We start from the raw sequence: 13,339 nt of genomic DNA, 5'->3' as shown, positions 1-13,339 counted from the left end.
AGGCAGGATGGGGACATGAACCGTCTCGGCGCGTCCACCAGCCCCTACCTGCGCCAGCACGCGGACAACCCGGTGCACTGGCAGGAGTGGAGCGAGGCCGCGCTGGCGGAGGCGGTCGAGCGGGATGTGCCGATCCTGCTGTCCATCGGCTACGCCGCGTGCCACTGGTGTCACGTCATGGCGCACGAGTCCTTCGAGAACGAGGCGATCGCGGCCCAGATGAACGCCGGCTTCGTCTGCATCAAGGTCGACCGCGAGGAGCGCCCCGACCTCGACGCGATCTACATGAACGCGACCGTCGCCATGACCGGGCAGGGCGGCTGGCCGATGACGTGTTTCCTCACCCCGTCGGGCGAGCCGTTCTACTGCGGCACGTACTACCCGCCCGAGCCCCGGAACGGCCAGGCGAGCTTCCCGCAGCTCCTCGAGGCCATCACCGCCACCTGGCGCGACCGCCGCGACGAGGTCGGCCGCGTCTCCGCGCAGGTGGCCGAGCACCTGCGGCAGGCCTCCGCCGGCCTGCCCGACGGTGCCGCCCCCTCCGCCGACGACCTCACCGGGGCGGTGCGTGCGATCTGCGCCGACGAGGATCCGTCGGGCGGCTTCGGCCGCGCCCCGAAGTTCCCGCCGTCGGCCACCGTCGAGGCGCTGCTGCGGCACCACGAGCGCACGGGCGACCCCGCGTCCTACGGCGTGGCAGTACGGTGCGCTGAGGCGATGGCCCGCGGCGGCATCTACGACCAGCTGGCCGGCGGCTTCGCCCGCTACGCCGTGGACGCCGACTGGGTGGTTCCGCACTTCGAGAAGATGTTGTACGACAACGCCCTGCTGCTCCGCTTCTACGCGCACCTGGGCCGGCGCACCGGCTCGCCGCTGGCGCTGCGGGTGGCCGACGAGACCGCCGACTTCCTGGTCCGCGACCTCGGCGTCGACGGCGGCGGGCTCGCCTCCTCGCTCGACGCCGACACCGTCGTGGACGGCCACGGCGTCGAGGGGGCCACCTACGTGTGGACGCCGGCGCAGCTCGTGGAGGTGCTCGGCGACGCCGACGGGGCCTGGGCCGCCGAGGTCTTCGCCGTCACGCCGGGCGGCACCTTCGAGCACGGCACCTCCACGCTGCAACTGCACGGCGAACCCGACCCGGTGCGCCTCGCCGATGTGCGGCGCCGGCTCTACGACGCCCGCACGCAGCGCCCGCAGCCCGGCCGCGACGACAAGGTGGTCACCGTGTGGAACGGCCTCGCGATCACCGCACTCGCCGAGGCGGGTCGCGTCGCCGAGGCGGCGGCCGTCGCGGAATACGTCCTCGGAACCCATTGGGACGGTGCGCGACTGCGCCGCAGCTCGCTCGGCGGCGCCGTCGGCGAGGCCGACGGGATGCTGGAGGACTACGCCGCCCTCGTCACCGGGCTGCTCGCGCTGGCGCAGCACGCCGACGCATCCGCCGCCGAGACCGACTGGGCCGCAGCGGCAGCCACGATTCTCGACGCCGCGACCGCGCGCTTCGCCGACCCCGCGGCGGACGGGAGCTGGTACGACGCACCGTCGGACGGCGAGACGCTCCTCACCCGCCCCCGTGATCCCGCGGACGGCGCCACCCCCGCCGGCGCGAGCCTCATCGCCGAAGCGCTCACCTACGCCGAGGCGCTCCTCGGGGAGCGGTACGCCCCGCTCGCCGCGGCGACCCGGGCCCGCTCGGGAGAGCTGATCCGCCGGGTGCCGCGCGGCGCGGGCCATCACCTCGCCGTCGCCGAGCAGGCCGCCGCGGGCCTGCAGATCGCCGTCGCCGACGGTGCCGGTGCCGCCGCGCTCGCCGCCGAGGCGCGCCGGCTGGCACCCGGGGGAGCCGTCGTCGTCGTGGGTGCGAAGGACTCGCAGCCCCTGCTCGAGGGGCGCGGACCGGTGGACGGGCGGGCCGCCGCCTACGTCTGCCGCGGCACCGTCTGCTCCCTGCCCGTCACCGACGGTGAGACGCTCGCCACAGAGATCGCGCGGTAGCTGTGCTATGTTCGCCTCGTGGGTATGAACGCGTATTGGCGCTTTACCGAGGCTCCGGGTGGAGCCGGCGGTGATGCGCGCATGCGCGGATAAACCCCCCGTACGAACCCGGAGCCGAAGGCAGCGAGATCACTCGCTGCCTTTTTCTATGGCACCGGAAGGGTTCTGGTGCCGCCACCAGGAAGGTTGACATGACCATCGAGCTCGACACACCGGCGTCCACATCGAACCGGCGGGTCTCGGCGTTCCACGCGATCCCCTCGCCCGCGGAGCTGCGCGACGAGCTGCCCCTCGCGCCCCGACTGGCCGCTCAGGTCGAGGCCGACCGCGCCGCGGTCGCCGACGTCATCGCCGGCCGTGACCAGCGACTCCTCGTCGTCGTGGGCCCCTGCTCCGTGCACGATCCCGAGGCCGCGCTCGACTACGCCCGGCGGCTGGGGCCCATCGCGGACGAGCTCGCCGACGAACTGCTCGTCGTGATGCGCGTGTACTTCGAGAAGCCGCGCACCACCGTCGGATGGAAGGGCCTCATCAACGACCCGGGCATGGACGAGAGCTACGACGTGCCGCGCGGCCTGCGCACCGCCCGCCAGCTGCTCCTCGACATCCTGGAGATCGGGCTGCCCGTGGGCTGCGAGTTCCTCGAGCCGACGAGCCCGCAGTACATCGCCGACACCGTCGCCTGGGGCGCGATCGGCGCGCGCACCACCGAGTCGCAGGTGCACCGCCAGCTCGCCTCCGGGCTGTCGATGCCGATCGGCTTCAAGAACGCGACCGACGGGAACGTCTCCGTCGCGATCGACGGGGTGCAGGCCGCCGCGGCCCGGCACGTCTTCTTCGGCACCGACGACGAGGGCGCCGCCGCCGTGGTGGAGACCGTCGGCAACGACAACTGCCACGTCATCCTGCGCGGTGGCCGCGGCGGTCCGAACTTCGACGCCGCCGCCGTGGGTGCGGCGGTCGGCGCGCTGGAGAAGGCGGGCCTCGCGCCGTCGGTGATGGTGGACTGTTCCCACGCCAACTCAGGCAAGGACCACGTCCGCCAGGCCGAGGTCGCGCGGGAGATCGCAGGCCGCCTCGCCGCGGGGGAGAAGGGGATCTCCGGCGTCATGCTCGAGTCCTTCCTCGTCGCCGGCGCGCAGCAGCCCGGTCCCGGCCCGCTGGTCTACGGCCAGTCCGTCACCGACAAGTGCATGGACTTCGGTACCACCGACTCGGTGCTGCACGATCTCGCGGCCGCGCTGCGCTGAGCGGATGGCTCACGATGTCGAGTTCTCGCGCGGTGCACGTGCGCAGCAGCACGTGCACCCGCGCAGAACCCGACATCGTGAGCAACGCAGTAGATTCGTGGTGTGGCGATTACACCGGACACCAAGGACTGGACGTGGGTCATCGAGCGGGCCTGCCCGGCCTGCGGATTCGACCCCTCGACGGTCCGCCGCGACGACGTCGGCGACCGCATCGCGCGGTCGGCCGCCGGTTGGGACCGGGCGCTCGCGCGCCCGGACGCACGGGAACGGCCCGACGAGCGGACGTGGTCGGTGCTCGAATACGGCTGCCACGTGCGCGACGTGCACCGCATCATGCGCGAGCGCCTCGAGCTGATGCTGGGGCGGGACGGCGCCACCTTCGCGAACTGGGACCAGGACGTCACCGCCGTCGAGGACGCCTACGGCGAGCAGGATCCCGCTACCGTCGCCGGTGAGCTGGCGGACGCGGCGACGGCGTTCGCGCACGCGTACCGCGCGGTCGCCGGCGACGAATGGACGCGGACGGGCCTGCGCTCCAACGGCTCCGCGTTCACGGTCGAGTCCTTTGCGGTCTACGCCCTGCACGACCTCGAGCATCATCGCGTGGACGTGCGGCTGGATCCGCGGCCCGTCGGCTGAGGACGATCCCGGCGAGCACGATCAGCCCGCCCAGTGGCTGGTTCCACGTGGGCCGCTCACCGAGCACCGCGACGCCCAGGGCGACACCCACGACGGGCGTCAGGTAGGTCACCGACGCCGCCGCGGCGGCGCCCCAGGCCGCGACGATGTTCGTGTTCCACAGGTAGGCCAGGCCCGCCCCGAGGGCCCCGAGCGCCAGCATCGACAGCACCACCCGCGGCGTCCAGGCCGCGGCGTGCGGGTCGGCCGTCAGCGCCCAGGTGTCGATGAGCACGGCGCCGATCCCCACCTGGTACAGCGCGACCGACGGTGCGGGCAGCGCGAGCGGGGTCACGAACCGTCGCAGGTACACGAAGGCGACGCCGTAGCTCGCGGTCGCCGCCAGGCAGGCGAGTTGCCCGGAGATCGACGCGGCACCGTGCGAGATCGAGGGCGCCAGCACCACGACGACCCCCGCGAAGCCGACCCCGAGGCCGATCAGCTGATGGCGGCCGGGCCGTTCGGACCGCAGCGCGGCACAGGTCACGAGCACCGTCATCAGCGGCGTGGTGGCGTTGAGGATGCTCGCGAGACCGGAGTCGATCCGCTGCTCCGCCCATCCGAACAGCGTGAAGGGCACGACGCAGAGCGTGACCGAGACGACCGCGATGTGCGCCACCGCCCGCGGGTCGCGGAGGAGAGGCGCCCGCACCACGACCGCGACCACGACGAGCGTGAGCGCGCCGATCGTCATCCGGGCGGCGGTGACCTGGGCGGGGGACAGGCCGGCGAGGCCCTCCTTGATGAACAGGAAGCTCGAGCCCCAGGCGATGGACAGGGCGGCGAACTGCAACGGGATGGCGCGCATCCGTCGATTCCATCCCGGCGCCGGCGCGGCCGCTGGCGGGAATCGGTCGGATCGCTCGCCCTCGGTCCGACGGTGCGTCTCGGGCGGGGATACGGTGAGGTTCCATCGTCCCGTCGTTGAGCAGGAGCAGTCATGGCCGAAGTCGCCGTCGTCACCGGAGCGAGCAGCGGGATCGGGGCCGCCACGGCGCGGCACCTGGTGCGCGCGGGGTTCGACGTGGTGATCGGCGCCCGCCGCGTCGAGCGGCTGGAGGCGCTCAAAGCCGACATCGAGGCCCAGCACCCCGAGCGGATCGTCACCGCGCTGCCGCTCGACGTCTCCGACGCCGACTCGGTGAAGGCCTTCACCGACGCGATCGACAAGGTCGACGTGCTCGTCAACAACGCGGGCGGAGCGCTCGGCGTGGACCGCATCGAGACCGCCGACGAGGCCGACTGGTCCCGCATGTACGACATCAACGTGCTCTCGATCCTGCGCGTCACCCAGGCGCTGCTGCCCAAGCTGCGGAACTCGCCGGCCGCGAGCGTCGTGACCATCGGTTCCGTCGCGGCGCTCGAGGCCTACGAGACCGGCGCGGGCTACAACGCGGCCAAGCACGGCGCCCGCGCGGTGACCCGCGTGCTGCGCCTGGAGCTCAAGGGCGAACCGATCCGCGTCATCGAGATCGACCCGGGCCTCGTGGAGACGGAGTTCTCCGTGGTCCGGCTCGGCGGCGACAAGGCCGCGGCCGACAAGATCTACGAGGGCGTCGACAACCTCACCGCCGACGACATCGCCGACGCCGTGACCTGGACCGTCACGCGGCCGCCGCACGTCAACATCGACTCCCTGCAGATCATGCCCCGGGACCAGGTAGCCGCTCGCAACGTGCACCGGAGGAACGTCTGAGCCACCCCTATGCCCCGCGACCGTGCACCGGTGCACCTAACGATCACCGCGATTCGAACGGTTCCGGTGCGGATCGCCGCCTGACAGAGTTTCCTGTTCGTGTGCCCACTGGGGCGCCGGAGAGGAATACATGGCCGGAGAGCCCCCGCTGCTGAGGGTGAAGAACGCCGTCATCGAACCGCTGCCGCTGGCGGTCAGGTCGTGGCTCGTCCGCATCATCGCGCTGCTCGTCTTCGTCGCCGTGTGGTGGCTGGTGAGCGGGCTGCGCCTGATCGACGAGACGTTCCTGCCCACGCCGAAGGCGGTCTGGGACGCGGCGGTGCGCGCGAGCACCTGGCACCAGGTGGCGCCCGGCGTGCCGCGCGAGGTGCTCGGCGAGCAGAACTACTTCCTGTGGGAGCACCTCGTCGCCAGCTTGCAGCGGATCTTCGCCGGTGTCGGCGCGGCGATCATCGTCGGTCCGCTCCTCGGCTTCGCCATGGGCACGTCGAAGACCGTCAACACGATCATCGAGCCCTACCTGAACTTCCTGCGCGCGCTGCCGCCGCTGGGCTACATCGGCCTGCTCATCGTGTGGTTCGGCATCGGCGACACGTCGAAGATCTGGCTGCTCTTCCTCGCCGCCTTCCCGGCCATCGCGATCTCCACGGTGAACGGCGTGCAGGGTGTCAGCCAGGATCAGATCAACGCGGCCCGCGCGCTCGGCGCCAACCGGCTGCAGACCATCCGCGGCGTCATCGTCCCCGCGACGCTGCCCGAGGTCATCAACGGCATCCGCATCGCCGTCGGCTTCGCGTGGACCACCGTCGTCGCGGCCGAGCTCAACAACGGCATCCCCGGCATCGGCGGCCTCGCCTACCTCGCCGGCCAGCAGCTCAACACGCCGCTGACCATCGCCTGCATCATCGTCATCGGCGTCACCGCGCTGCTGCTGGACTCGCTCATCAAGTGGATCGGCCTGCTGGCCGTCCCGTGGAAGGGGAAGGCATGAACCGCCTCACGCGCCTCGCGCGCACGGCGCTCGTCGTCGGCACCGTCGGCCTGACCCTGACCGGCTGCATCGTCGAATCCGGCCGGGCCGAGCAGTCCCGCTCCCTCGGCGGCACGACGGCGTGCCCCGTCGACCCGGACCCGACGGTGCGCGGCACCGTCCGGATCGGCTGGCAGGAGATCCCGAACGGCGACCTCGTCGTCAAGGACACGGGCCTGCTCAAGACCTGCCTGCCCAACGTGAACGTCGTGTGGAGCAAGTTCGCCTCCGGAGGCGACGTGATCCAGGCCTTCGGCGCGAACAGCCTCGACGTGGGCCTGCTCGGCAGCGCGCCCGCCGCGAAGGCACTCAGCGCGCCGCTCAACATCGACATGAAGGTCATCTGGATCCAGGACCGCATCGGGGCCGCGGAATCGCTGGTCGCGAAGGACCCGGCGATCAGGACCGTCGGCGACCTCCGGGGCAAGCGGATCGCCGTGCCCTTCGCGTCGACCGCGCATTACAGCCTGCTCACCGCCCTGGACAAGGCCGGCGTCACCGACGCGCAGGTGATCAATCTGGCGCCGGACGCCATCCACGGCGCCTGGGGCGGCGGGCAGATCGACGCCACCTACATCTGGGAACCCACCCTGAGTCAACTGGGCGGCACGGTGCTCACCACGAGCGCGCAGGTCGCCGAGCAGGGAGCGCCGACCTACGACCTCGAGGGCGCCCGGGGCGACTTCGTGAAGAACAACCCGGCCTTCCTCAAGGCGTGGGCCGCCGCGCAGGGGTGGGCCGCGAACCTGCTCAACACCGATCCGAACAAGGCCGCCGAGCACATCGCGGGCCAGCTGGGCGTGCCGCTGGAACAGGTGCTGACCCAGATCAAGGGCTACGCGTACTTCGACGCGAAGACCCAGGGCGGCCCCGATCACCTCGGCGGGCAGCTCGGCGCCGACATCCGGCGGACCGCCGAATTCCTGCTCCAGCAGGGGCAGGTGCAGGGCGTGGGGCCGGCACAGCACTACACGGACGGCGTCTACGCCGCCGCCGCACAGGGGGGAACGAAGTGACCGGCACGGAACGCGTCGAGCTGACCGGGCTCGGCAAGACCTACGACACCGCGAGCGGGCAGACGGTCGCGCTGCAGCCCACCGACCTCACGATCGAGCCCGGCGAGTTCGTCTCCATCGTCGGGCCGTCGGGCTGCGGCAAGACGACCCTGCTCCGGTTGATCGCCGGCTTCGAGGACCCGACGGAGGGCGTCGTGGAGGTCGGCGGCGCGCGGGTGACGGCACCGTCGGCCGACCGGGGCGTGGTCTTCCAGGCCCCCACCCTCTACCCGTGGCTGACGGTGCGCGGCAACGTCGAGTTCGGGCCCAAGGTGAGCGGCGTGGGCAAGGCCGAGCGGCGCGAGCAGGCGCAGAAGCTGCTCGACCTCGTGGGCCTCGGCGACTTCGGCGACAAGCGGCCCTACGAGCTGTCGGGCGGCATGCAGCAGCGCGCGCAGATCGCCCGGGTGCTCGTCAACGATCCCGCCATCGTGCTCATGGACGAGCCGTACGGCGCGCTCGATGCGCTCACCCGCGAGCGGCTGCAGGTCGACCTCCTCAAGATCTGGCGGGAGGCGGGCAAGACCATCGTCTTCATCACGCACTCCGTCGAGGAGGCCGTCTTCCTGAGCACGCGCGTTCTCGTGATGAGCGCCCGGCCGGGCCGCGTGGTCATCGACCGCAAGGTCGAGCTGCCGGGCGACGGACCCGACACCGTCCGCGACCCGTCGGTGACCGGAACGCCCGAGTTCCAAGCCCTGCGTACGGAGCTCGCCGCCGCGATCTACGCAGCACACGGCTGAACCTCAGCGGCAGCACAGGTCGCGCGGCGTAGTGTTGCCACCGTGGTGAGTGCCCCCAGACTGCCCGTGTCGCTGCCGACCGGGCCGGCCCGCAAGCTCTTCTCGCCGGCCTACGCGCTCTACGAGCGGAGGCTGGTGAACGAGCTCACCGCCGCCTACCGCGACGGCGCGCAGCGGCCGCGGCACGTCGCGGTGCTCTGCGACGGCAATCGCCGCTGGGCCCGCGCCGCCGGGTTCAGCGACGTGAGTCACGGCTACCGCATGGGCGCGAAGAAGATCGCCGAGATGCTCGAGTGGTGCGACGAGGCCGGCATCGAACTCGCCACCATCTACCTGCTCTCGACCGAGAACCTGCGCCGCGACCCCGACGAGCTCGCGGCGCTGCTGGAGATCATCACCGACGTCGTCGAGGAGATCTCCGGGCCGGACAAGAACTGGTCCGTGAAGATCGTCGGCGCGATGGATCTGCTGCCGCCCGACGCCGCGCGCCGGCTCACCGCCGCCGCCGAGGGCACCACGGGGCGGACGGGAACCCACGTCAACGTGGCCGTCGGCTACGGCGGCCGCAAGGAGATCGTCGACGCGGTGCAGTCGCTGCTGCGCAGCGAGCTCGCCGAGGGGATGTCCGGGCAGGAGCTGGTGGACGCGGTCACCGTCGACGGGATCGACCAGCACCTCTACACCAAGGGGCAGCCCGACCCCGACCTGGTGATCCGCACGTCGGGGGAGCAGCGGCTCTCCGGCTTCCTGCTGTGGCAGAGCGCGTACAGCGAGATCTGGTTCACGGAGGCCTACTGGCCCGAGTTCCGGCGCGTCGATTTCCTGCGCGCGCTGCGCGACTACGCCGCCCGGCACCGCCGGTTCGGGGCGTAGAGCCCGCGTGACCTGCCGCGATCGCCGGAGTGAGGGGCGATCGCACATTTCCTATCACCGAAGTCTGGTGACACACGCCACTCGCTGTTACGATTGAATCATTAGTCGTAACAACCCGAGGAGGCCGGGACATGACCCAGCTCGCGACGTCCGAGATCCGTACCGACACCACGACCCGCGTTCCCGACCGGTACGGGCCGGAATCACCGTTCGTGGACCCGTTGGGCATCAGCGGCACCGTCGCCGGGCAGTGGTCCTTCCTGCCGATCAACGGCGCCGCCTTCGTGATGCAGCTGATGCATCCCGTGATCGGCGACATCGTGGGCGAGTTCAGCGTCGCCTACACCGATCCGGTGGGCCGCGCCATCCGCTCCATGGACTCGGTGCAGCGCTGGTACTTCGGCGAGGACGCCGCGCTCGAGGAGGGCTACCGGCTGCGCGCCCAGCATCGACCGCTGCAGATGCGCAACGCCGAGGGCAAACACATCAGCGCCCTCAACCCCGAGGCCTACGGCTGGGTGATCGCCACCGGCACGATCACGGGGATCGATTCCCTGCCGCGGAGCCTCGGCCGGCCGCTCACCGACGCGGAGGTACTCGAACTCTTCGACGACTCGCGCAAGATCGCCGCGATCGTCCAGGTGCCCGACGGTGCCGTCCCCTGGGAGCCCGGAGCCTTCGCCCGGTACTACGAGGACATGCTCCCGAAGCTGGTCGCACACCCCGGGGCGCTCGAATTCCTCGACGAGTTCGCCCACGGCAACCCGCCGCTCCCGCCGGAGGCGGGACCGTTCCTCCGCGCGCTCGAGCCGGCCCTCAAGCCCGTGGGCGTCTCCGTCAACCGCGCCGTGTACCTCCTCACGGCGGGTGTGCTGCGCCCCGAGATCCGCGAGATCCTCGGCGTCACCTGGAGTCGCCGGGAGGAATTCGCCTACCGCGGTGTCACCACGGCGATCCGGCAGGCGTACCGGGTGCTCCCCGAGCGGGTCGGGTACACGCCGCTCGCGTACCACGCCCGCGGCAAAGCCCGCGCCCTGCGCGCGATGAAGCGACGGGACCTGCCGGACTTCACGGCCTTTCAGCGCCGTCGCGCCGCCGCCGCGGGGTGTCCGTTCGGCTGATCCGGGCGCGCCGGACGCGGCCCCGCGTCCGGCGCTGGGGTCAGCGGACCAGGGGGACGAGTGCCGTGCGCGCGTAGGCGCGAGCGGCGTCGTCGTTCTCGAGATCGAAGGGGGCGGGGGCGATCGCGAAGCAGGCGGTGGTGATCCGCACCAGCGCATCGGCGCGGGTCCCGGTGTCGCCCGCCGGGACCACGCCGGCCTCCTGCTCCTGCGCCAGGATGGCGGTCACGAACCGGATGCCGTGCCCGACCGGATCGAGTCGCTCGTCGGCGAACAGGGCGGCGCGCTCCTCCGGCGACGAGGTCGGCAGCAGGGAGCGGCCGAAGCGACAGCAGAGCACGAACACCTCCTCGATCCGTTCGGCCACGTCCGGGGTCGTCGCGACCACCTCCGTGGTCTGCGCGAAGAGGCGCCCCAGCGACCAGGCGAGCGCCGCGGCCAGGATGTCGTCCTTGGACCCGAACCGACGGAACAGCGTCATCCGGCTCACCCCGCACTCGGCGGCGATCGCCTCGACGGTGGCCCGTCGGGTCCCCTTCGCTCCCAGCACCTTCAACGCCGCGCGGTAGACGCCCGCATCGGCGTCGCTGACGTCGGCGTGCGCGCCGGCCTTGAGCAGCAGCTCGGACAGGGAGGCTCCGGGGCGGGTCATGGATGTCGATCGTAGGCGGGGCGCGATGCCCGCGGGCGCTGACCGTCGCGCGAGCTGGGGTCAGAGCTTGCGCAACCGCACCCGGTTGATGGAGTGATCGGAGTCCTTGCGCAGCACCAGGGTCGCGCGCGGCCGCGTGGGCAGGATGTTCTGCACCAGGTTGGGGCGGTTGATGCCGGCCCAGATGCCCTCGGCGCGGTCGCGGGCCTCGGTGTCCGAGAGCCCGGCGTAGTGGTGGAAGTGCGAGGCCGGGTCCGCGAAGGACGTGGTGCGCATCGACAGGAAGCGGTCGACGTACCAGCGCTCGATGTCCTCGATCCGCGCGTCCACGTACACGGAGAAGTCGAACAGGTCCGAGACCATCAGGCGCGGCCCCGTCTGCAGCACGTTGAGCCCCTCGACGATGAGGATGTCGGGCCGGCGCACGTGGATGAACTCCCCCGGCACGATGTCGTAGAGCTGGTGCGAGTACATCGGCGCGGTCGCGTCCTCCGCGCCCGACTTCACCGCGGTCACGAAGCGCAACAGCGCGCGCCGGTCGTACGACTCGGGGAAGCCCTTGCGGTGCATGATGCCCCGCCGCTCCAGCTCCGCGGTCGGGTGGAGGAAGCCGTCGGTGGTCACCAGGTCCACCCGCGGGTGCGAGTCCCACCGGGCGAGCAGCGCCTGCAACACGCGGGCCGTGGTCGACTTGCCGACCGCGACGGAGCCGGCGACACCGATCACGAAGGGGACCTGCGCGTCGTGCCGCTGTTCGCCGAGGAAGGTTGCGGTCGCCGCGTAGAGGCGCTGCCGCGCGGCCACCTGCAGGTGAATGAGACGGGAGACGGGGAGGTAGACCTCGGCGACCTCGGCCAGGTCGATCTGCTCACCGAGGCCGCGCAGGTCGGAGAGGTCCTCCTCGGTGAGCGACAGGGGCGTCGACTGCCGGAGCTCGCGCCACTGAGCGCGGTCGAGCTCGATGTACGGGCTCGGTTCGCTCACCGGACGAGGCTCACCGCGTCAGACATGCCCTCTAGTCTGGCACGCATGGAGGAGCTGAGCGTCACCGACCGTTACCTGCGGCTCGGCCTGCGGTTCGACCGCATCGAATCCGGTTTCGTGGATGCCTACTTCGGCGACCCCGCGCACCGTCGGGCCGTGGAGGCGGAGGACGCACCCGAGCCGGCCCGGCTCGCGGCCGAGGCGCGCGCCCTGTTGCGGGACGTCGAGGCCGACACCGCGCTCACCCCGCAGCGTCGGGAGTTCCTCGCCGGGCACATCGCCGCGCTGGAGTGCTCGGCGCGCACGTTCGACGGTGCGCCGATCGGCTTCGTCGACGAGGTGAAGGCGTACTTCGACGTCGACATCGCCATGGGCGAGACCGCCGACTACGAGGCGGCGCACGCCGCGCTGGACGAGGTGCTGCCCGGTTCCGGCCCGCTGCAGCCCCGGATGCAGGCGCAGCGCGACCGCTTCCAGGTCCCCGCCGAACGGGTGCCCGAGGTCGTGGACGCACTCGCCGGCGCGCTGCGGGACGTCGTGCGCGCGCGGTACCCGCTGCCGGAGGCGGAGACCGTGCAGTTCGAGATCGAGCACGACAAGCCCTGGTCGGGCTTCAACTACTACCTCGGCGACTGCCGCTCGCGGGTCGCCGTGAACGGCGACCTCCCGCAGTACCTGTCGTCGCTGCCGCACCTCATCGCGCACGAGGCCTACCCGGGGCACCACACCGAGCACTGCCGCAAGGAACAGCTCCTCGTCGCGGGGGAGAACCAGCCGGAGCAGACCATCTTCCTCGTCAACACCCCGCAGTGCCTCATGGCGGAGGGCCTGGCCGACCACGCGCTCGGTGCTGCGATCGGCCCCGGCTGGGGCCGCTGGGCGCAGGAGATCTACGCCGACCTGGGCCTGTCCTTCGACGGGGAGCTCGCCGAGCGGATCGCGACGGCATCGTCGGGCCTGCTGCACGTGCGCCAGGACGCTGCCCTCCTGCTGCACGACCGCGGTGCGAGCGAGGACGACGTGGCCGCGTACCTGCAGCGGTGGGGCCTCATGGCCGAGCGCAGCGCGCGGCAGTCCCTGCGGTTCATCGGCTCGCCGCTGTGGCGGGCGTACATCAGCACGTACGTCGAGGGCTACGCGCTGCTCGGTGCCTGGCTCGACCGCGCCGATCCCGGCCCGGCCCGGCTGGACCGGTTCGGGAGGCTGCTCGACGAGCCCCTCACCCCGTCTGCGCTGCGGCGGGAGCTCGCGGCTTAGGA

General features: G+C 71.7%; 13 protein-coding genes. 10 read left to right on the top strand and 3 right to left on the bottom strand.

Going from position 1 to position 13,339, the window contains the following annotated elements:
• The first annotated feature begins 15 nt into the window (after nucleotides 1–15).
• From ELY19_RS02295 to ELY19_RS02285, 3 genes are all read left to right on the top strand, one after another.
• On the top strand, nucleotides 16–1,998 hold the full coding sequence (locus tag ELY19_RS02295; RefSeq protein WP_126194756.1) for a thioredoxin domain-containing protein: 1,983 nt from the start codon (nucleotides 16–18) through the stop codon (nucleotides 1,996–1,998).
• A gap of 191 nt (nucleotides 1,999–2,189) precedes the next feature.
• A complete protein-coding gene (locus tag ELY19_RS02290) occupies nucleotides 2,190–3,248 on the top strand; it encodes a 3-deoxy-7-phosphoheptulonate synthase (RefSeq protein ID WP_126194755.1) in 1,059 nt (352 codons plus the stop codon).
• A 102-nt stretch (nucleotides 3,249–3,350) separates the two neighbouring features.
• Nucleotides 3,351–3,887, top strand: a complete 537-nt coding sequence (locus tag ELY19_RS02285) for a DinB family protein (protein ID WP_126194754.1) — start codon at nucleotides 3,351–3,353, stop codon at nucleotides 3,885–3,887.
• On the opposite strand, the gene ELY19_RS02280 is transcribed toward ELY19_RS02285, so the two are convergent.
• Entirely contained in the window at nucleotides 3,799–4,734 is a 936-nt protein-coding gene (locus ELY19_RS02280) for a DMT family transporter (RefSeq protein WP_126194753.1), read from the bottom strand. The two genes, ELY19_RS02285 and ELY19_RS02280, sit on opposite strands and share 89 nt — an antisense overlap.
• 132 nt (nucleotides 4,735–4,866) lie before the next feature.
• Between ELY19_RS02280 and ELY19_RS02275 the strand changes: the two genes are divergently transcribed.
• From ELY19_RS02275 to ELY19_RS02250, 6 genes are all read left to right on the top strand, one after another.
• Entirely contained in the window at nucleotides 4,867–5,622 is a 756-nt protein-coding gene (locus ELY19_RS02275; protein ID WP_126194752.1) for an SDR family NAD(P)-dependent oxidoreductase, read from the top strand.
• 130 nt (nucleotides 5,623–5,752) lie between these two features.
• Entirely contained in the window at nucleotides 5,753–6,613 is an 861-nt protein-coding gene (locus tag ELY19_RS02270) for an ABC transporter permease (protein ID WP_126194751.1), read from the top strand.
• Entirely contained in the window at nucleotides 6,610–7,668 is a 1,059-nt protein-coding gene (locus ELY19_RS02265; RefSeq protein WP_126194750.1) for a taurine ABC transporter substrate-binding protein, read from the top strand. The genes ELY19_RS02270 and ELY19_RS02265 overlap by 4 nt, the downstream gene beginning before the upstream one ends.
• Nucleotides 7,665–8,450, top strand: a complete 786-nt coding sequence (locus ELY19_RS02260; RefSeq protein WP_068524425.1) for an ABC transporter ATP-binding protein — start codon at nucleotides 7,665–7,667, stop codon at nucleotides 8,448–8,450. The genes ELY19_RS02265 and ELY19_RS02260 overlap by 4 nt, the downstream gene beginning before the upstream one ends.
• 72 nt (nucleotides 8,451–8,522) lie before the next feature.
• The gene (locus tag ELY19_RS02255; protein ID WP_126198654.1) at nucleotides 8,523–9,323 is read left to right on the top strand and encodes an isoprenyl transferase; all 801 of its coding nucleotides are present in this window, start codon (nucleotides 8,523–8,525) and stop codon (nucleotides 9,321–9,323) included.
• Between the two features lie 131 nt (nucleotides 9,324–9,454).
• Complete coding sequence (locus ELY19_RS02250; RefSeq protein WP_126194749.1) at nucleotides 9,455–10,444, top strand: oxygenase MpaB family protein; 990 nt, start codon at nucleotides 9,455–9,457, stop codon at nucleotides 10,442–10,444.
• 40 nt (nucleotides 10,445–10,484) lie between these two features.
• Here the strand turns inward: ELY19_RS02250 and ELY19_RS02245 are convergent, their stop codons facing one another.
• Nucleotides 10,485–11,096 carry a TetR/AcrR family transcriptional regulator gene (locus ELY19_RS02245; protein ID WP_126194748.1) on the bottom strand — a complete coding sequence of 204 codons (612 nt, stop codon included), beginning with the start codon at nucleotides 11,094–11,096 and terminating at the stop codon, nucleotides 10,485–10,487.
• Between the two features lie 60 nt (nucleotides 11,097–11,156).
• On the bottom strand, nucleotides 11,157–12,080 hold the full coding sequence (coaA, locus tag ELY19_RS02240) for a type I pantothenate kinase (protein WP_126194747.1): 924 nt from the start codon (nucleotides 12,078–12,080) through the stop codon (nucleotides 11,157–11,159).
• Nucleotides 12,081–12,125: 45 nt separating this feature from the next.
• Between coaA and ELY19_RS02235 the strand changes: the two genes are divergently transcribed.
• On the top strand, nucleotides 12,126–13,337 hold the full coding sequence (locus ELY19_RS02235; protein ID WP_126194746.1) for a DUF885 domain-containing protein: 1,212 nt from the start codon (nucleotides 12,126–12,128) through the stop codon (nucleotides 13,335–13,337).
• Nucleotides 13,338–13,339: the final 2 nt, after the last annotated feature.

Origin of the sequence: Tsukamurella paurometabola, from assembly GCF_900631615.1 — a bacterium.
Taxonomy (GTDB): domain Bacteria; phylum Actinomycetota; class Actinomycetes; order Mycobacteriales; family Mycobacteriaceae; genus Tsukamurella; species Tsukamurella paurometabola_A.
Note: the sequence above shows the minus strand (reverse complement) of the source record. Positions and strands in the feature narration are given on the sequence as shown.